We start from the raw sequence: 18,269 nt of genomic DNA, 5'->3' as shown, positions 1-18,269 counted from the left end.
ATGAGCTTCGCACTCGAACTCGCCACCCGCATCAACCGACTGGCCGACGGGCCGTTGCCGGAAGAGGCATTCCAGATCGCCAAGGGCTCGCTGCTGGACACGCTCGGTGTCGCACTTGCGGGCGCCCAGGAGCCAGCCGCCCGCATCCCGGCCCGCGTCCTCGACATCGGCTCGCAGAGCGGGCCCTGCGTGATCTATGGCAGCCAGGAGCGCGCCAGCGCGCTCGACGCCGCCCTCGTCAACGGGGCAGCGGCTCATGCGCTCGATTTCGACGATTGTAGCACCACCATGGGTGGGCATCCCTCGGTGCCGGTCCTGCCCGCCCTGATCGCTCTCGGCGAAGAGATCGAGGCCGATGGAGCAAGCCTGCTACGGGCCTATATCGCCGGGATAGAGACCGAGACACGTTTGGCGCGGGGCCTGTTGCCCTGCCATTACGAGAAGGGCTGGCACCCTACCGCCACGCTTGGTGTCTTCGGCGCCGCTGCCGCCTGCGGCCGCATGCTGAAGCTCGATGCCGAGGCGTTGGCGCGGGCGCTGGCGATCGCCGTCTCGCTGTCGAGCGGTGTGAAGGCAAATTTCGGCACCGCTGCCAAGCCGCTTCATGCCGGCCTCGCCGCGCGCAACGGGCTCTACGCCGCCCGGCTGGCACAGTCTGGCTTCTCGGCATCGGCTGATGCCTTTGAGCAGGTTCAGGGCTTCTTCAATCTGTTCAATGGCGAGGGCCTCTACGACGCTGACGCGATCCTGGCCGATTGGGGCGGAACCCTGGAAACGCTGGAGCCGGGCATTGCCATCAAGCAGCACCCGTGCTGCGGAAGTGCCCATTCGGCCATCGATGCTGCACTCAAGCTGCGTCAGGCGCACGGTCCTTTCGCGCTTGACGACATCGCCGCCATCGAAACGGAAACCCATGCGCGCCGGTTGGCACATACCAACCGCACTGAGCTCAAGAATGGGCTCGACGCCAAGTTCAGCGTTCAGTATCTGACCTGTCGCGCCCTGGCTGACGGACAGATCCGCCTCGCCCATTTCGAGAACGGCGCCTATGCCGAAGCTGCTATCCTCGATCTGATGTCTCGCTGCACGGCGCGGGCGCACAGCAACGGCGACCAGTATCTCGGAACTGTGATCGTAACGCTGCGCAATGGGCAGGTCTTTACGGCGCAGGCCTCGACGCCTTTCGGCCGAGGGCCTGGCAATCCGATGTCGCAGGAGGAGTTGACCGAGAAGTTTCTGGACTGTTCCAGCCGCGCTCTTGAGCGGCACAAGGCGGAGTCCCTAGCCGAAAGTATCTGGAGAATGGAGCAGACCAAGAACATAAGGGATGTGACGACCATGTTGGCATCCGGCCCGCTTCAATAGCCGGGCGCGCAACAGAGACCGAATTGGAGTTTTGACGTTTGAACACGCGCCTGAAATCCGCTGACGATGAGGCAGGCTCGTCCCAGCAGGCCACGCATGGCCTTTCCCGGGTGGACTATGTCCTCCAGGCGCTCCGCGACGCCATCCAGAGCGGCAAGCTCAAGCAAGGAACCCGCCTGCGCGAAGAGGATCTGGCAGAGCAATTCGGGGTCAGCCGTACGCCGATCCGCGAAGCGCTGGGGCGGATGCAGTCGCGCGGCCTGGTCGAGGCCGTTCCTGGTCGCGGTCTGATCATTGCTGAAATCACCGGAACCAAGATCATTGAACTTTATAGCCTGCGCGCCATCCTGGAAGGTGCCGCAGCGCGCTTCGCCGCCGAACACGCGTCTCCGACGGAGATCGATATCCTCAACGCGCTCGCCCAGCGTTGTGCCGAGGCACAAACGCCTCAACTCGCGGCGATCGCCAATATCAAGTTTCATCAGATGATCTACGAGGTCGCTCGCAACCGCTATCTCGGACCCGCGCTTGGCGAACTTCAGGACACGATTGCGCTGCTCTCGGGCACCACTTTCGAGAAGGAAGGCAGGCTCGAGGAGGTCACGCAGGAGCATTTGGCAATCATCAAGGCCATCAAGGAGCGTGATCTTGATGCCGCCGAGGCAGCTGCTCGCGCTCATGTGACGAACGCCAAGCTGATCCGGATCAGCCGCCTCATGGAGTCCGGCGCGGCCTATTGAGTGGTGACCGCGGGCGAGCCCTCGCCAGGAGTTGGTTTGATCCGAGTTGGCGCAGCTGGCCGCGGCATCGCGGCCAGACAATCGACCGAAACAGGATCGTCGCGAAATTCGACCCGCGGCCGTGCCTCGCGCGGCACGTGCAAGCGGCTCAGCGCGTCGCGGCCTGGAGATAGCGCTCGACGAGCCGGGCCCACATCGCGGCACCGACGGTCAGGCTGTCATCGGCGAAGTCATACTGCGCACTGTGCAGGATCGGCGAGTTCAGCCCGTTGCCGAGGCGCAGGAAACTGCCGGGCCTATGCTCGAGGAAATAGGCGAAGTCCTCGCTGCCGGGGATGAGATGGCAGGTCGCAACCTTGTCGGCGCCGACCAGCTCTTCAGCAACCATGCGCGCGAAGGCCGTCTCGGCTTCGGCGTTGACCACGACGGGATAGCCGCGCTCGTAGTCGATCTCGATTGACGCGCCGTGGCCTTCCGCGACCGAGCGGGCGAGCCTGACGATGCGCTCCTCCAGCAGGTCGCGGATCTTCGGCTCGAAGGAGCGTACGCTGAGCGCCAGCCTGGCCTCTTCAGGGATGACGTTGACGGCCTGGCCCGCATGGATGGTGCCGACCGTCACGACAGCCGTCTGTGTCGGGTCGATGTTGCGTGAGACGACAGTCTGCAGCGCGACGACGAGATGGCAGGCGACCACGACCGGGTCGATGGTCAGATGCGGGCGCGAGGCATGGCCGCCCTTGCCCCTGATCGTCATCGTGACCGTGTCGGCGGCGGCCATCATCGGTCCTGACCGCAGCAGGATCGTGCCCTCCGGCGCGCCGGGATGGTTGTGCAACCCGAAGATCGCATCGATGGGGAAACGCTCGAACAGCCCGTCGGCAATCATCGCCTGGGCGCCGCTGATCCTGCCCGCCTCCTCGGCCGGCTGGAAGATCAGCGTCACCGTGCCGTCGAAGCGGCGGGTGCGGGCGAGGTATTCGGCCGTACCGAGCAGGACGGCGGTGTGCCCGTCATGGCCGCAGGCATGCATCTTGCCGGGCTGGAGGCTGGCATAGGGAAGGCCGGTCTCTTCGGTGATCGGCAGCGCGTCCATGTCGGCGCGGATCGCGATGCTGCCCGCCCCGGTGCCGCTGCTCAGGCGCGCCACGACGCCATGGCCGCCGACATTGCGGGTCACCTCGTAACCCCAGGCCGCAAGCTTGTCCGCGACATAACGTGCGGTCTCGGCCTCCTCGTGGGAGAGTTCGGGGTTGGCATGCAGGTATCGGCGCGTCGCCCTGAGATCGGCATCCATGGCCTCGAAATCGGAGACACGGGCGAAGCTGTTGTCGAGCGCGGGCATGATCTGTCTCGGTCTTTTTGGGATGCGACCGACCGCACTGGCCGGACTACTGCGGCTAAGGCACCGGCCCGAAACGTGGATTACGGCTTTCGGGAAAACCGATGCAAACACAGAAGGTCAGAGGAAGCGCGCCAGGAAAGCCTGGGTGCGCGGATGGCGCGGATTGTCCATCACCTCCTCCGGCCGGCCCATTTCGACGATCTTGCCGCCATCCATGAACACGACCCGGTCGGCGGCCTCGCGCGCGAAGCCGATTTCGTGCGTAACCACGATCATGGTGAGCCCTTGCCGGGCAAGATCGCGCATCGTCGTCAGGACTTCGCCCACCAGTTCGGGGTCGAGCGCCGATGTCGGCTCGTCGAACAGCATCAATTTTGGCTTGATCGCGAGGGCGCGGGCGATGGCGACGCGCTGCTGCTGGCCGCCGGAGAGCTGGCGCGGATAGCTTGCCGCCTTGTCGGAGAGGCCGACCCGATCGAGCAGCTCGAGCGCTTCGGTCGTCGCGTCCCTGCGGTTCATGCCATGGACGCCGATCGGCGCCTCGATGACATTCTCCAGCGCCGTCATATGCGGGTAGAGATTGAACTGCTGGAAGACCATGCCGATCTTGCGGCGCTGGCGCGCGATGCCGTTGCCCGTGAGCTTCTGCAGCCGGCCGTTGCGCATCCGATAGCCGATCTGCTCGCCATCCACCTCGATGAAGCCCTTGTTGATGGCTTCAAGATGGTTGATGCAGCGCAGGAAGGTTGACTTGCCCGAACCCGAAGGCCCGAGAATGACGACGACCTCGCCCGGCATCACGTCGAGGTCGATGCCTTTGAGCACCTCGAGATGATCGAAGGACTTGTGGATGTCGCGGGCCTTGACGAGCGGCGTGGTCGCTGCAGCGGCGGTCAATGGCTTGCCTCCTGCGCGGCGGGGAGCGGAGCGGCCGCGCCGTCGCGGCGTTCGCCGCGGCTGTAATAGGCCTCGATATAGCTCTGGCCGACATTGAGGATCGAGGTGATCAGCAGGTACCAAAGGACCGCGACCAGCAGCATCGGGATGATCTCGAAGGTGCGGTTGTAGATCGATTGGACCGAGTAGAGCAGATCGGCCATGGCGATGACGCTGACGAGCGAGGTCGCCTTGATCATGCTGATGAGCTGATTTCCGGTCGGCGGCACGATCGAGCGCATGGCTTGGGGAATGATGATCCGCCGCAACGCCCGGCCCTTGGTCATGCCGAAGGCCTCGGCGGTCTCGGCCTGGCCGCGATCGACCGAAAGCAGGCCGCCACGGATGACCTCCGCCATATAGGCCGCTTCGTTCAGCGCGAGGCCAACGATGGCGGCGGTGACCGGCGTGATGACGGCGTTTGTCTCCCAGCTCGCCAGGGTCGGTCCGAACGGGATCGCGAGCGAGATCTGGGGGAACAGCGTCGAGAGATTGTACCAGAAGATCAGCTGCACGAGCAGCGGCGTGCCACGGAAGAACCAGATGAACAGCGACGCGGAGGAGCTCGCGAGAGTGTCCTTCGACAACCGCGCGATCGCCAGCACGAGCCCGAGCGCGGTGCCGATCACCATGGCGACGACCGTCAGTCCGAGGCTGACGGAGAGGCCGTTGAGCACGGTGCGATCGAAGAAATAGGCGGCGACGACCGGCCAGCCGAAATTCTCGTTCCTCGCGACGATCAGACCGAAATCGACGACGATCACGGCCGTGACCGCCCAGAGGATCAGGCGGCCGATCGGGAACGGGGCGTGAGCATTGACCACGTCTCTCGGGTCGGCGCCGCCCGCGGGCGGCGCGATTGCGGGCTTGCCGCTCATTTCGGCAGGGCCCCGCCGAGATTGAGGCCGGGCTCCTTGAGCATGTTGTTCTCGAGACCCCATTTCTTCATGATCGCGGCATAGGTGCCGTTATCGATCAGAATCTTGACGGCATCGCGCAGAACCGGGCCCAGCGGCGAGCCCTTGGGAACGACCGCGCCCTGATAGAGATCCTCAAACCCATTGCGCGCACCGACGCCGGTGAGTTCGAGCTGGCCGTTCGCCTGCGCGACGAAATAGGTGAGGGGCGCCTGCGACGAGAAGAAGGCATCGGCGCGCTTGGAGCGGACAGAGAGGATAGAGCTCGGCTGATCGGAATAGGACTGCACCTCGATGGGGCTCTTGCCGTCCGCCTTGCACTTCTCCGCCTGGACCTGGATGACGCGCTCGGCTGAGCCGCCGGCCATGACGGCAATGCGGTTGCCGCAGGCGGTGTCGAGCGAGGTGATGCCCTTGGGGTTGCCCTTCTGCACCGCGAAGACGACGAATTCCTGAACCCAGTCGACGAAGTCGTTGGCTTCCTGCCGGCTCTTGAAATCACCGACCGGGCCGAAGGCGAACTGGTAGCGACCGGCATTCACGCCGGCGAGCAGGGCAGGCAAGCCTCCGACCGTCGCATGCTCGATCGTGACGCCCAGGACCTGACCGATGGCATCGGTGAGGTCGGAGCTTGCGCCGCTCATCTCGGTGCCGGTGACGATCTCGTAGGGCGGGAAGGAGCCGTTATTGACCGAAATCATCTTGCCTTTGCTGCGCAGGGTCTCCGGCAGGCGCGCCCGCAGCTCCTCGTTGACCGTCTGCTTCGCGATCGAGCCCTGCTGGGCCAGAGCGGATCCGGCCAGCGTCAATCCGGCGAAGGCGACCGAGGCAATCAATCTGAAATACATGGTGCTACTCCCCATTCTTGTCTGAACTTGCAGGCCGGGCGACGGCGCCGGCCTGTCGCAACGCTTCTCGGGCGCGTCAGCGGGTCTGCGCTTGCTGCGGGAAAAGCTCGGCCGGTGTCAGCAGGCGCGGCAGGATCTTCTGCTCATGGAGCTCGGTCGCGAAATCGGCGATCATGACTTCGTTCTCGGCGAAACCGCTCGCGCTCCACGAAGAGGGGAGATCGCGGGCGCAACGGCGCAGCTCGTCGAACATCCAGGGCGTCGTATCGGCGTATTTCTCGCGCTTCTCGAGCCAGAGCCGCTGCGACTCGTCGATCAACGCACTGAGCTCGTCCATGATCCAGGGGTGGTCGCGGACGAGTTCGGCCTTGAAGCCGATCAGGTGCATTCCCGGGATGTAGCCGACCTCGTGGAAATAGGCGGTTTCCGCCGCCCGGAAATCCTCGAGCACCTGACGGAACGGCGAGGACGGATCGAAGAAGCCCTTGGGCATGAAGGGCGTGAAGACGGCGTCGAGCCCGCCATCCCGCAGGAGATCGACCATCGGGCGCTCGCCCGGGGCGGCCTCGATCCGACCGGGACGGCCGAACCCGTCGAGACGGTCGGTGATCGGGTGAGCCTCGGTCAGGCGCCCGGCGTACCACATCGCGTCCTCGACACCGACGCCCTCGCGGCGCACGGCGGCGCGGGTCCAGGTGTTGCCGGAATCGCGCCAGCCAGTAACGCCGATCTTCTTGCCGGCAAGGTCGGCGAGCGAGCGGATCGCACTGTCCTTGGTGGTCACGATGCAGCGATGGCGAAAGCCGCGCATGATGAAGTTCGGCATGCCGACGATCTTGTCGTCGCCGTCATGGCGCAACTGGGCATAGCGGCTGAATGACAGCTCTGCGGCATCGTAGGCTTCGTCGGTGGCCAGATCGCCGACCAGTGTGCCGACACGATCGACCTGGACCCTCAGCCGGGGCGAGGAGACGTCGCCGAGAACGAGGGGGGTCATGTAGTCCCAGTCGCGGAGGGCAAGGCGCAGCGTTACGGCCATGGTGGCAACTCTGAAAAAGCTCTCGACAAGGCCACTGCTAAATGTTCAAAAATCGCTACGCAAATGTTATTATGTTATTGAACATTTAATGGCAGGCAATGAACAGCTCGATCAGCGCCGGCTGGCTCGCAAGGACGATCGTCGATCGCAGCATCCGCGGTATCGCCCTGGAGACCAGCGCGCTGATCCGGGCGGGCGCGCTGCCGGTCGGGGCGCGACTGCCCCCAATCCGCGACATCGCCTATGAAATGAAGGTCAGCCCGGCGACGATCTCCGAGGCCTGGAGCGAACTGCGCCGCCAGAAGATCATTCGCGGGCGGGGGCGCAACGGCACCTGGGTCAGCGGCGATCGCTTCATCGCCCAGCCGGAACGGCTGGCGAGCTCCGGCGACTATGGTGCCGGCGTGTTGAACCTGTCGCTGGCCATTCCCGACACGGCGCTGCTGCCGCCGCTCGCACAGGCGTTGGCCCATGGCGCATCGGTCGACAAGCTCAACAGCTATGAACGGAGCCGGGTCGTACCTGAACTGCGCGAGGCAGCTGAGGCACACTGGCCCTATCGGCCAGAAGCATTCCTCGCCACCAATGGCGGCTACAATGCGGTCTACAACACGCTGCGCGCGCTTGTGGCGCCGGGCTCGGCTGTTGCGATCGAGCATCCGACGGCCATGCGCCTGCTCGATATCCTCGAGGATCTCGGCGTCAGGATCGTGCCCGTGGCATGCGACGAGCAGGGTCCCCTGCCGGCCGCACTGCGGGCCGCGGCCCAGGAGCGTCTCGCCGCATTCGTGTTCCAGCCGCGACTGCACTCGGTTACGGGTCAGACGGTCAGCGCCGAGCGGCTTGCACTGATCGGCGACATTCTCGCCGAGAACGATGCGCTGATCATCGAGGATGACGGCGTCGCCGACATTTCGGAGGCACCGCCCGCCTCACTTGGCGGGCGCTTTCCCGAGCGCACGATCCATATCGTTTCCTATTCGAAAACGCTTGGGCCCGATCTGCGGCTTGCCGTTCTGTCGAGTTCGGCTGCAATCGTCGAACAGGTCCAATCCTATCGGGCCTTCAGCGCGGGGTGGACGAGCCGCCTTCTCCAGGGCGCAGCCTCCTGGTTGCTGCGCGACGAGGCGAGCCGGGAGATCGTGGCGAAGGCCCGCATCATCTACAAGCAGCGGCGCGACAGGCTGGCTGCAGCGCTGGCCGCGCGGGGCATCCGCACCGCGCCTGGCAGCGGCCTTTGCCTGTGGGTGCCGATCGTCTCGGAGCCCTTCGCGATGGTGACGCTCGCCGCGCGCAACATCGCGGTCAATCCCGGGAGCAAGTTCTCGGTCCTGCCCAGCGCCCATATCCGCGTTGCGACCGCGACCCTGACCGATCGCTACGAGGAAGTGGCCGATGCGATCGCTCTCGCCCGGTCCCCCTGATCGCGGGAACGGGGCTGCGTTCCGGTGCTGGCGGATGCCGGGGTTTGCGCTATAGCCGGAAGCATCGTCAGCCAGCCGGATTGCCGCCCATGCCTGCCCGCGCCCGTTCCCTTGGTTTGATCTGCGGCTCGCTGCCGCCCGGCCCACTCAATGCGATTACCGACGTTGCCGGCGTCCGTGTCGGCCACAGGACGATTCGCGACGGGGATATCCAGACCGGGTTCACGGCCATCCTGCCCCATGGCGACGATCTGTTCCGCGAGAAACTGCGCGCCGGTGTCGACGTCATCAACGGCTTTGGCAAGAGTGCCGGGCTGGTGCAGGTCTCCGAACTCGGCCAGATCGAGACGCCGCTTCTGCTGGGCAACACATTATCGGTCGGGACTGGCTTCAATGCCCTGGTGACGCGTGCGCTCGCCGCCAATCCCGACATCGGCCGGACGACCGGAACGGTCAATCCGGTCGTGCTCGAGTGCAATGACGGCTTTCTCTCAGACATCCGGGCGCGCGTCCTGAGCGAGAATGACGCCTTCGCGGCACTTGATGCTGCCAGGGCGGGCCCGGTCGAAGAAGGCGCCGTCGGCGGCGGGACCGGCATGAGCGCCTTTGGTTTCAAGGGCGGCATCGGCACGGCCTCGCGCCTGCTCAGGCTGGGTGGCAGGGATTATATGCTCGGCGTGCTGGTCCAGGCCAATTTTGGCAATGCAGGAGACCTGGTTCTGCCGGATGGCCGTCGGCCCGTTCCGCCCACCATGCCGCATGCCGCGGTGCCCGAACGCGGGTCGGTCATCATCGTTGTGGCGACCGATATCCCGATGGAGTCGCGGCAGCTGACGCGCGTTGCAAGGCGGTGCGGCGCGGGACTGGCGCGGCTCGGCGCATTCTGGGGCAATGGCAGCGGCGATATCGCGCTGGCCTTCAGCACGGCCGGCCGCATCAGCCATCATGAGCGCGCCGATCTCGTACCCATGGTCGTACTCAACGAGAATCGGATCGATCTGCCCTTCCGCGCGGCGGCGGAGGCAACGCAGGAGGCCGTCCTCAACGCCATGCTGGCTGCGCCCGCAGTGACGGGGCGAGACGGTCATGCGAGGCCTTCGCTCGCCGACGTTCTCGCCCGATCCTGAGGGTTCGCAGCAGTCGCCCGCGGCAATCAGGTCGATTGCGGCGAGCCGTCGGCCGGGTCACGGACAGCCTGAACCGTCAGCCGCTTCACGTCGCCGCTGCGGGTCGTCCAGTTGATCGACTGTCCCACCGAGAGGCCGATCAGGGCGGTCCCGATCGGGGTCAGGATCGAGATCTTGCCCTGGGCGATATCGGCCTCAGGGGGATAGACGAGTGTAACGGTCGTGGTCTTGCCCGTGACCTCGTCCTGGAACAGCACTTCGCTGCCCATGCGCACGGCATCGGCAAGCTGCCGCCCCTTGGCGAGAATGCGAGCGCGGGCCACTTCATCCGCGAGTTCCGCCGCGACATCGGGAAAGGTGTTGGTCGCGGCAATCGCGAGCTGGGTGAGCTTCTCGTGATCGATTGCGGTCAGGGTGATACGGGGCTTTGCCCCGCCGGAGGTCCGGTTGGTCATGTGAACGTCGTCCTGAATGAATGCGCGCCCGCGGGCTGCGCGTAGCAGTGGAAGATTGCGCGCAGGCGAGCTTGCACGATGCCGGACAATGGCGTCGGGGGCAGTCTGCCTTCGGCAGACGCTTTCGTCGCTTGCGCTGATGGTGGATGTGCGGGGCGTTGCCCGCTTCGACCTTAAGTCCGGAATGATGCCAATTCGGCGCCGGAAGGCCGACCGCCCCGAACCCGAGGCGCGCGGCGCGACGAATCCGGGGCTAGTTGCCCGCGATCAGGTTACCTGCCCGGTGCAGGCCGCGACGGAAATTGGAGAAGCGCGCCATCATGTCTCATGACTTAGGCTCGCTGCCCGAATTGTCAAATCACAAGGCTGCCAGAAGCCGCGGTCGCGGGCGGCAACGCTGCCCTGAAACGCAGGCCAGGGACAGTCGAGCCGGCTTCCGTCCGGGCCCGATCATGACACGCTTGATCATCGGGCCGGATATCGTATCCGGGCCATGATCCAACCTTCTGTGTTTGCATCGGCTTTCCCCGAAAGTCGCAATCCGCCTTTCGAGCCGTTGCTTCAGGCCGGAGCCTTGTAGGGGCCGAGCTGCGCGGCGTGCCGTCGCACGAGCTCCAAGCCGAATTCCGTGGGGCGCAGAGCGGGGGACCGGTCGTGGATGGCAAGGCCGGCGCGCTCGCCGAAGAGGCGCTTGCCGTAGCAGAGCAGGCTCTCGATCGACTGCATGATGAAGACGATTGCAGGCGAGACATCGCGATAGGCGGCCTCGGCGCCGGGCTCGTTTCCAGCCATGAAGCGGTCATAGGCGCGTAGGGAGTGATCGATCGTGTCGGGGGCCAGGATCATGCCCGCGCACCCGGCGCGCAGATTGTCGACCAGTTCGAGGCCGCCGCGACCATTGAAGACGGGAAGCCGCCCCTCTGTGGTCGCGATCAGCTGCCGAATGTCCACGGCTGGGCCTTCCCCCTTGATCAGGCTGATATTCGGATGGCGCGATACCAGTTCGCGGATGTCGTCGGCAGAGAGGCCGCGCCCCATATAGGCCGGTGCATTCTGGATCGCGACGGGCAGCGAGGTTGCGTCAGCAACCCGGCCGAAGAAGCGGATATACTCGGCTGCGCCAAAACTGCCGACCATTGGCGGTTGCAGGATGACCCAGTCGGCCTTCGCAGCCTCGGCTGCCCTGACCTGCTCGATCTGTTCCGCGACGGACGAGCCGTAGATCGTGAAGGCGAGCGGCACGCGTCCGGCAGTGTCCTCGGAAACCCACTCCATCACCGAGAGGCGCTCGGAGCGAGTCAGCTTGGAGACTTCGGTGGCGAGGCCGAGTGCGGCCATGCCGTGCACGCCCAGCGCAAGGCAGAGCTCCGTCTGGCGGCGCATCGATGCCCGGTCAAGCCGCTCCTGCTCGTCGAACAAGGCGTAGACCATGGCATGAATGCCGGCGAAAGGCGGCGCGAAGCCCATCTCATATCCTCACGGTAGCGTGTCGTTTCGAAGATCAGATGTTAAACATCAGATGAATGGTTGCAAGCGAAACCCGAGCGTGGCATTTTCCTGGAAATGGAGGGGTCGAGATGTCCCAGGCTCATGGCATGCGGAAAGGCGCGAAGCCCGGAAAGATCGGCGCGATGGTCGCCACGCTTGGGGCCGCGATCGTGCGCGGCGAGATCGCGCCGGGAGCGGTGCTGCCCCCCGAGCACGAGCTCGAGGCGCATTACCGGGTTGGCCGCAGCGTCGTCCGCGAGGCGATGAAGACGCTGACGGCGAAGGGGTTGGTGAGCGTCCGTCCGCGCCACGGCACGCATGTTCGTCCCGCCCAGGACTGGATGCTGCTCGACAGTGATGTGCTGGGATGGGTGCGGACCGGCAGGGGCCTTGACCGCGGCCTGCTGCTTGCATTGGAGGAAACCCGCGCGATCATCGAGCCTGCGGCGGCGGCCCTCGCGGCGCAGCGCGCAACGCCTGAGGATGTCTGGCGCATCAATGCTGCGCTTGCCGCGATGGACGATGGTCAGTTCGACCCGCAGGCAGCGATTGCTGCGGACAAGGCTTTTCACCTCGCCATTCTCGAGGCGACGCATAATCCGGTGCTGCGCAGCTTTCGCGGCGCAATCGATGCGATCCTGAGCGCCATCTTCGACATCACCGTCGGCGTCTTCACCGGCAACCTGCCGAACCATGCTGCCGTTGCGCGCGCGATCGAGGCCCGCGACGCAAAGCAGGCGCGCGAAGCCATGGAAGTCCTGCTTGGCTACACCTACGGGCACCTGCTCTCGGACGGCGCAATAACGCCGCCGGATCTCAAGAAATCCACCCTCGGAGAAACGCCATGACATTCAAGACCCTGATGCTCGCCGCAGCGATGACGGCGACCAGCCTTGCCGCGTCCGCCGCCTGGCCGGAGCGGCCCGTCACCCTGATCGTGCCCTGGGCCGCCGGCGGTGGCACCGACGCTGTTGCGTTCTTGCAGCGGGGCTGGAGAAGGAACTCGGCAAGCCGGTCAATGTCGTCAACCGCACCGGTGGTGGCGGCGTCGTGGGCCATACCGAGATCGTCAATGCCAAGCCGGACGGTTACACGATCGGTCTGGCGACGGCGGAGGTGACGACCTTCTACTGGTCGAATACCGCACCCTTCACCTATGAGAAGCTGACGCCGCTGGCGCTGGTGAATTTCGATTCCGCCGCGTTCAACGTCGCGTCCAACAGCCCCTGGGCCAATCTGCGCGTGGCACTGGACGACATCCGCAAGCAGCCGGTCGGCCATTTCAAGATGTCGGGCATGGCGGCAGGCGCCGCCTATCACCTCGCTTTTGCCGGGCTGCTGCAGCTCGAGGGCATCGACCCGAAGAGCGTCGTCGTCGTGCCGAGCCAGGGGGCGGCGCCTGGTTTCCAGGAGCTGGCCTCCGGCGGCGTGCAGATCGTCCCGTCGTCGCTGCCCGAGGGCAAGCCGATGATCGATGCCGGCCGCGTCAAGTCGCTTGCCGTGCTTTCGAAGGAGAAGATCTCCGCCTTCCCATCGGTACCGACGGTCAAGGATGCGATCGGCAAGGAGTATGAGGGTGGTACCTGGCGCGGCCTTGCCGCTCCCGCCAACCTGCCGGCGGAGGTCACGGCGCGTCTTGTCGAGGCGACCGACAAGGTGGCGAATTCCGATCCCTACAAGAGCTTCCTGGCCGAGCGCGGCTTTGGCTATGCCTTTGCCAAGGGGCCGGCCTTCGGCAGCTTCCTCGCCGAGCAGCACAAGCGCAATGGCGAGATCATGGGCGCACTCGGCCTGCGCCTGCGCCAGTAGCTCCAGCCGTTTCCAGCCCGGCCGCGAGCCGGAGCATGACGTGGCGCAGATTTCGCGCCGCGTCCAACCCATCGTGTCCTTCGCGCCGGGCAGGTCTCCATGAAATTCAACGATCTTTTCGCCGGGCTGGTGTTTCTCGGGCTGGCCGCGCTCGTCGCGACGGCGTCCTGGCATCTGCCGAATCCTTCGCAGCAACCGCTGGGCCCCTCTGCCTTCCCGCTGATCCTGTCGGGACTGCTGGCGCTTTGCGCCGCCATCCTTGGGCTGAATGGCGCCCGCGCGTTCGACCGCGGCCCGATGCTGGCCCTGGCCGACTGGGCACGCAGCCCTGTGGCGCTGCTGAAGCTCACGCTCGTGCCGGCCGCAGTGCTGTTCTACCTCTGGTTCTCGGAGACACTGGGCTTCCTCATCACGGCGCCGCTGATCCTTGTCGTGCTGTTCATGGCGGGCGGGGTCCGGCCGGGCCTGGCGCTCCCGCTCTCCCTGCTCGCCGCGATTGCGATGCACTCGATCTTCTATCTCGGTCTCGGCGTGCAGCTGCCGTGGGGGCCCCTCGAACCGATCCGCTGGTGAGGCTGCCATGCTCGATGCCTATGTCACCGCGCTGGGGATGGTGCTCGATCCCTATGTGCTCGCCGTCATCACCGCCTCGGCCATTTACGGCCTCGTCGTCGGCTGTATTCCCGGCCTGTCCGCGACGATGGCGACGGCGCTTCTGGTCCCGCTGACGTTCTTCATGCCGCCCGTCCCGGCCATCGCCGCGATCGTCACGACCAGTACGATGGCGATCTTTTCCGGCGATATTCCGGGCTGCCTGCTGCGTATTCCCGGCACGCCGGCCTCGGCGGCCTATGTCGACGATTCCTATCAGATGACGCTGCGGGGCGAGCCCGAACTCGCACTCGGCATCGGGCTCTGGTTCTCGGTTCTCGGTGGCCTGTTCGGAACCGCAGTGATGATGGCGGCGTCCCCGGCGATCGCCGATTTCGCGCTTGGCTTCGGCTCGGTCGAGTTCTTCTGGATCGTGATGCTCGGTCTCGGCGGGGCCGTCTTCATTGGCTCTTCGACGCCGCTCAAGGCCTGTATCGCATTGCTGATCGGCCTGATGATCTCGCTTGTCGGCATGAACAATCCGGCCGGCCAGCCGCGCTTCACCTTCGACTCCACCGAGATGCTCGGCGGTGTTTCACTGATCCCGATGATGGTCGGCATGTTCGCCTGCTCGGAGGTGATGCGCCACATGATCTCGGACGGCAGCGCGCCGCAGATCGTCATCAAGAAGATGGGACCGATCTTCGCCAATATGTGGCGGCTGACCAAGCAATACCCGTGGCAGCTCATCCGCGGCAGCGCGCTCGGGACCGTCGTCGGCATCCAGCCCGGCAGCGGTGCCGACATGGCGGCGTGGATGTCCTATGCGATGAGCAAGCGCTTCTCGAAGACGCCCGAGAAATTCGGCACGGGACACCCCGAAGGGCTGATCGAGGCCGGCGCCTCCAATAACAGCTCGCTTGCCGGCGCCTGGATTCCGGCTCTCGTCTTCGGCATTCCCGGCGACTCGATCACCGCGATCGCCATCGGTGTCCTGATGATGAAGAACATGGCGCCAGGGCCGACGATCTTCGTCAACAATCCCGAGAACGTCTACGCGCTGTTCCTGGTCTTCGTCATCGCCAACCTGCTGATGCTGCCGCTCGGCTGGGCGATCATCAAGGTGGCCTCGCGGGTGCTGCAGGTGCCACGCAGGATCCTGATGCCGATCATCCTGCTCTTCGCCATTGTCGGCTCCTACGCGATCAACAACTCGCTCTTCGATGTCGGGCTGATGCTGGCCTTCGGTGCGCTTGCCTTCGTGCTGGAGGAGAACGGCTTTCCGGTTGCGCCGGTCATCCTCGGCGTGGTGCTGGGGCCGCTGCTGGAGGAGTATTTCATCAACTCGATGATCAAGTCCGACGGCAGCCTGATCGGCCTGGTCAATCGGCCGATCGCTGCCGTGCTCGCGGCGGTGACGGTCGGGATCATCGCCTGGACGATCATCGCCTCGCTGCGGGCGCCGAAGGATCCGGCAAGGCCCATGCCACAGGACCTGTGAACCTCGCTTGAAGCCAGCAAAGAAGGCCGGCAGCGACGATCCCGCTGCCGGCCTTCGTTCTATTGTGCGCTTTCCCCTGCGCGGACTGTCGGCAGGGGCTGCTCGGCTACCCGTCCCGCTCGTCCTCGGGGGAGGGCCCGCTCGCTGTGCAACGACCAGCGATGCAGACCAGCTCGATCACCTTGTGCTCAGTACCGAGGCAGTTCGCCCGGTAGATGACGATCTTGCCCTGATCGGGCAGCCTGGTGACCTTGGCGTTGGCACAGCCGGATGCGAGCAGGGCGCGTTGCAGGTCGCCATCGCTCGCGGCGCCCGTGGATGGAGCGGATATGACGAGGGCAGCGAGTGCCACGCAGAGTCGATCGCGCCCGCTGGCTGCCGGGATCCGGGCCACCGGTGCCCTTACTTCGCCTTTTGCAGCGAGGTGACGGTGATTTGACCGTTGACGCGATCAGCAGTGAACTTGACCTTCTCGCCGGCTTTCAGCTCCTTGAGCATGGCCGGGTCGGCGGCCTTGAACACCATCGTCATGCCGTCCATGTCGAGGTTCTTGATCGGGCCGTGATCAAGTGTGATCTTGCCCTGGGCCATATCGACCTTCTTGACCGTCGCGCTCACCAGAGCTGCGTCCTGCGCCAGGGCCGCGCCAGCAAGGCTGCCGCTGACAAGTGCGATCGTGAGAAGTCTGCGCATCATGGTCTCCATCGTGATGTGAGGGTTGCAGTGGTCACTTGACGGTGATGGTGCCGGTCATTCCGGCTTCGCGGTGGCCGGGGATCAGGCAGGAAAAATCGAACTGCCCGGCCTTGGTGAACTGCCAGACGATCTCTCCCGTCTTCTTCGGGGCGAGGCGCTTGGCGTTCGGGTCGTCATGCTCCATGTCGGGGTTCTTCTGCATCTCGACGGCGTGCTTGAGGTTCTCCTCGAGCGTCGCCACGACCAGCTCGTGATCAAGCTCGCCATTGTTGCGCAGCTGGAAGCGGATCTGCTCACCGCGCCGGACCTCGATCCTGTCCGGGATGAACTGCATCTTGCCTTCACGCTCGGCCATGGCGATCTGGATCAGCCGGGCCGGCTTCTTGGGATCGCCCGGCTTGCCATAGGCGGTCTCGTCGCCATGGCCATGCCCGGCTCCGCCAGGACCGGCCAGCGCTGCTGCGGCGGTGAACATGACGGCCACAGCCGCCAACCCGAGTTTCGTGAACTGCTTTGACATGGTTCCTCTCCCGAAGGGGTGTCGATCGACGCTCAGTGATTGGAATGGCCGCCGGCCCTGGCCGCGGGTAGCGGCTTGCCATCCGGGCCAAGCCGAGGCTTGCGTGGATCCTTCACGCGCCAGTCGGCTGATTGCACGCCGCTGTCGGGCGGTGTCGCACGGGGGGCCTCGGTCAGCTTGGCGCCCTTGTATTCGTAGGCGACGGTGCCTTCCGGGTGCTTGAACCAGCCGGGGTCCTTGTAGTCGTTCTTGGCGAGGCCCTCGCGGACCTTCACGACCGAGAACATGCCGCCCATTTCAACCGGGCCGAACTGCGCGAAGCCCGTCATCATCGGCAGAGTGTTGTTCGGCAGGGGCATCTCCATCGCGCCCATCTCGCCCATGCCGTTGGAGCCCATCGGCATGTAGCCTGGCGCGATCTTGGCGATCCGCTTGGCGATGTCCTTCTTGCCGACGCCGATATAGGTTTTCACCGAGTGGCCCATGGCATTCATGGTGTGGTGCGACTTGTGGCAATGGATCGCCCAGTCGCCGAGCTCATCGGCGACGAAGTCGAAGGCGCGCATCTGGCCGACGGCGACATCGATCGAGACCTCGTCCCAGGCCGCTGCAGGGTCGACCCAGCCGCCATCCGTGCAGGAGACCTTGAACTCGTAGCCGTGCATGTGGATCGGGTGGTTCGTCATCGTCAGATTGCCGAAGCGGATGCGCACCTTGTCGTTCTTCGCCACAACGAAAGGATCGATCCCCGGGAAGACCCGGCTGTTCCAGCACCACAGGTTGAAGTCGAGCATCGTGTTGACCTTCGGCACATAGGAGCCGGCCTCGATGTCGAAGGCGTTGAGCAGGAAGACGAAATCGCGGTCGACTCGGCGGAAGGCCGGGTCCTTGGGATGAACGACGAAGAAGCCCATCATGCCCATCGCCATCTGGACCATCTCGTCCGAATGGGGGTGGTACATGTAGGTGCCGGAGCGCCGCAGCAGGAACTCGTAGACATAGGTCTTGCCGGGCGGGATATGCGGCTGGTTCAGCCCGCCGACGCCATCCATGCCGTTGGGCAGACGCTGGCCATGCCAATGGATCGTCGTGTTCTCGGGCAGTTTGTTGGTGACGAAGATGCGGACCTTGTCGCCCTCCACGGCCTCGATGGTGGGGCCCGGCGACTGGCCGTTATAGCCCCAGAGATAGGCCTTCATGCCCGGCGCGAGCTCGCGTTCGACCGGTTCGGCGACGAGATGGAACTCCTTCCAGTCGCCGTTCATCCGCCAGGGCAGGGTCCAACCGTTCAAGGTGGCGACGGGCTGGTAATCCGGCCCGCTGGTTGGAACCAATGGCGCCTGGGTCGAGGCGTCCGTCATGGTCGGCGCCTCGGGGACGGAAGCGAAGGCGGTGCGGCCGGAGACGGCTGTCGCACCGGCAAGGACGAGGCCGGACGAGCCGATGAAGCCTCTGCGTGACATGGTCATGG

Annotated in this window: 20 protein-coding genes; 8 read left to right on the top strand and 12 right to left on the bottom strand. The window is 65.1% G+C overall.

The genetic code is table 11. The annotated features are described in order from the left end of the window. Positions 1-1,365, top strand: a complete 1,365-nt coding sequence (locus AB4099_RS28995; protein WP_441480642.1) for an MmgE/PrpD family protein — start codon at positions 1-3, stop codon at positions 1,363-1,365. 38 nt (positions 1,366-1,403) lie between these two features. Next, a complete protein-coding gene (locus AB4099_RS28990) occupies positions 1,404-2,105 on the top strand; it encodes a GntR family transcriptional regulator (protein ID WP_441480641.1) in 702 nt (233 codons plus the stop codon). A gap of 148 nt (positions 2,106-2,253) precedes the next feature. Here AB4099_RS28990 and AB4099_RS28985 read toward each other — a convergent pair whose 3' ends face one another. From AB4099_RS28985 to AB4099_RS28965, 5 genes are all read right to left on the bottom strand, one after another. After that, the gene (locus tag AB4099_RS28985) at positions 2,254-3,447 is read right to left on the bottom strand and encodes a M20 aminoacylase family protein (protein ID WP_441480640.1); all 1,194 of its coding nucleotides are present in this window, start codon (positions 3,445-3,447) and stop codon (positions 2,254-2,256) included. 117 nt (positions 3,448-3,564) lie between these two features. Then, a complete protein-coding gene (locus AB4099_RS28980; protein ID WP_113517213.1) occupies positions 3,565-4,344 on the bottom strand; it encodes an amino acid ABC transporter ATP-binding protein in 780 nt (259 codons plus the stop codon). Next, the gene (locus tag AB4099_RS28975; protein WP_441480639.1) at positions 4,341-5,261 is read right to left on the bottom strand and encodes an amino acid ABC transporter permease; all 921 of its coding nucleotides are present in this window, start codon (positions 5,259-5,261) and stop codon (positions 4,341-4,343) included. The genes AB4099_RS28980 and AB4099_RS28975 overlap by 4 nt, the downstream gene beginning before the upstream one ends. Beyond that, a complete protein-coding gene (locus AB4099_RS28970) occupies positions 5,258-6,148 on the bottom strand; it encodes an ABC transporter substrate-binding protein (RefSeq protein WP_441480638.1) in 891 nt (296 codons plus the stop codon). The genes AB4099_RS28975 and AB4099_RS28970 overlap by 4 nt, the downstream gene beginning before the upstream one ends. A gap of 76 nt (positions 6,149-6,224) precedes the next feature. Further along, positions 6,225-7,187 (bottom strand): ABC transporter substrate-binding protein, encoded by a 963-nt coding sequence (locus AB4099_RS28965; RefSeq protein WP_441480637.1) that lies wholly within the window; start codon positions 7,185-7,187, stop codon positions 6,225-6,227. Positions 7,188-7,285: 98 nt separating this feature from the next. Between AB4099_RS28965 and AB4099_RS28960 the strand changes: the two genes are divergently transcribed. Further along, a complete protein-coding gene (locus AB4099_RS28960) occupies positions 7,286-8,611 on the top strand; it encodes an aminotransferase-like domain-containing protein (RefSeq protein ID WP_441480636.1) in 1,326 nt (441 codons plus the stop codon). 89 nt (positions 8,612-8,700) lie between these two features. Continuing rightward, positions 8,701-9,738, top strand: a complete 1,038-nt coding sequence (locus AB4099_RS28955; RefSeq protein WP_441480635.1) for a DmpA family aminopeptidase — start codon at positions 8,701-8,703, stop codon at positions 9,736-9,738. Between the two features lie 26 nt (positions 9,739-9,764). Here AB4099_RS28955 and rnk read toward each other — a convergent pair whose 3' ends face one another. Both rnk and AB4099_RS28945 read right to left on the bottom strand, forming a co-directional pair. Next, positions 9,765-10,193 carry a nucleoside diphosphate kinase regulator gene (gene rnk / locus AB4099_RS28950; protein WP_441480634.1) on the bottom strand — a complete coding sequence of 143 codons (429 nt, stop codon included), beginning with the start codon at positions 10,191-10,193 and terminating at the stop codon, positions 9,765-9,767. A 561-nt stretch (positions 10,194-10,754) separates the two neighbouring features. Continuing rightward, positions 10,755-11,660 carry a dihydrodipicolinate synthase family protein gene (locus tag AB4099_RS28945; RefSeq protein ID WP_113517205.1) on the bottom strand — a complete coding sequence of 302 codons (906 nt, stop codon included), beginning with the start codon at positions 11,658-11,660 and terminating at the stop codon, positions 10,755-10,757. A 110-nt stretch (positions 11,661-11,770) separates the two neighbouring features. Between AB4099_RS28945 and AB4099_RS28940 the strand changes: the two genes are divergently transcribed. Then, positions 11,771-12,529, top strand: a complete 759-nt coding sequence (locus tag AB4099_RS28940; protein ID WP_441480633.1) for a FadR/GntR family transcriptional regulator — start codon at positions 11,771-11,773, stop codon at positions 12,527-12,529. On the opposite strand, the gene AB4099_RS28935 is transcribed toward AB4099_RS28940, so the two are convergent. After that, the gene (locus tag AB4099_RS28935) at positions 12,498-12,740 is read right to left on the bottom strand and encodes a hypothetical protein (RefSeq protein WP_441480632.1); all 243 of its coding nucleotides are present in this window, start codon (positions 12,738-12,740) and stop codon (positions 12,498-12,500) included. The two genes, AB4099_RS28940 and AB4099_RS28935, sit on opposite strands and share 32 nt — an antisense overlap. On the opposite strand from AB4099_RS28935, the gene AB4099_RS28930 reads away from it, so the two are divergent. The 3 genes from AB4099_RS28930 to AB4099_RS28920 all read left to right on the top strand — a co-directional run bounded on the left by AB4099_RS28930 (position 12,624) and on the right by AB4099_RS28920 (position 15,582). After that, on the top strand, positions 12,624-13,490 hold the full coding sequence (locus tag AB4099_RS28930; protein ID WP_441480654.1) for a tripartite tricarboxylate transporter substrate binding protein: 867 nt from the start codon (positions 12,624-12,626) through the stop codon (positions 13,488-13,490). The two genes, AB4099_RS28935 and AB4099_RS28930, sit on opposite strands and share 117 nt — an antisense overlap. 99 nt (positions 13,491-13,589) lie before the next feature. Continuing rightward, entirely contained in the window at positions 13,590-14,063 is a 474-nt protein-coding gene (locus AB4099_RS28925) for a tripartite tricarboxylate transporter TctB family protein (protein ID WP_441480631.1), read from the top strand. A 7-nt stretch (positions 14,064-14,070) separates the two neighbouring features. Next, positions 14,071-15,582 carry a tripartite tricarboxylate transporter permease gene (locus AB4099_RS28920; RefSeq protein WP_113517202.1) on the top strand — a complete coding sequence of 504 codons (1,512 nt, stop codon included), beginning with the start codon at positions 14,071-14,073 and terminating at the stop codon, positions 15,580-15,582. A gap of 106 nt (positions 15,583-15,688) precedes the next feature. Here the strand turns inward: AB4099_RS28920 and AB4099_RS28915 are convergent, their stop codons facing one another. The 4 genes from AB4099_RS28915 to AB4099_RS28900 are packed head-to-tail and all read right to left on the bottom strand — an operon-like array spanning position 15,689 to position 18,267. Beyond that, positions 15,689-15,934 (bottom strand): hypothetical protein, encoded by a 246-nt coding sequence (locus AB4099_RS28915; protein WP_441480630.1) that lies wholly within the window; start codon positions 15,932-15,934, stop codon positions 15,689-15,691. Positions 15,935-15,984: 50 nt separating this feature from the next. Further along, a complete protein-coding gene (locus AB4099_RS28910; RefSeq protein ID WP_113517237.1) occupies positions 15,985-16,278 on the bottom strand; it encodes a copper-binding protein in 294 nt (97 codons plus the stop codon). A gap of 31 nt (positions 16,279-16,309) precedes the next feature. After that, the gene (locus AB4099_RS28905; RefSeq protein ID WP_441480629.1) at positions 16,310-16,798 is read right to left on the bottom strand and encodes a cupredoxin domain-containing protein; all 489 of its coding nucleotides are present in this window, start codon (positions 16,796-16,798) and stop codon (positions 16,310-16,312) included. 32 nt (positions 16,799-16,830) lie between these two features. After that, positions 16,831-18,267 (bottom strand): multicopper oxidase family protein, encoded by a 1,437-nt coding sequence (locus AB4099_RS28900; RefSeq protein ID WP_113517199.1) that lies wholly within the window; start codon positions 18,265-18,267, stop codon positions 16,831-16,833. Positions 18,268-18,269: the final 2 nt, after the last annotated feature.

It is taken from the genome of Allobosea sp. 2KB_26 (genome assembly GCF_052115715.1).
In the GTDB taxonomy this organism is placed as follows: Bacteria; Pseudomonadota; Alphaproteobacteria; order Rhizobiales; family Beijerinckiaceae; genus Allobosea.
The sequence above is the reverse complement of the archived record's forward strand: the minus strand, read 5'-3'. Positions and strand labels throughout refer to the sequence as shown.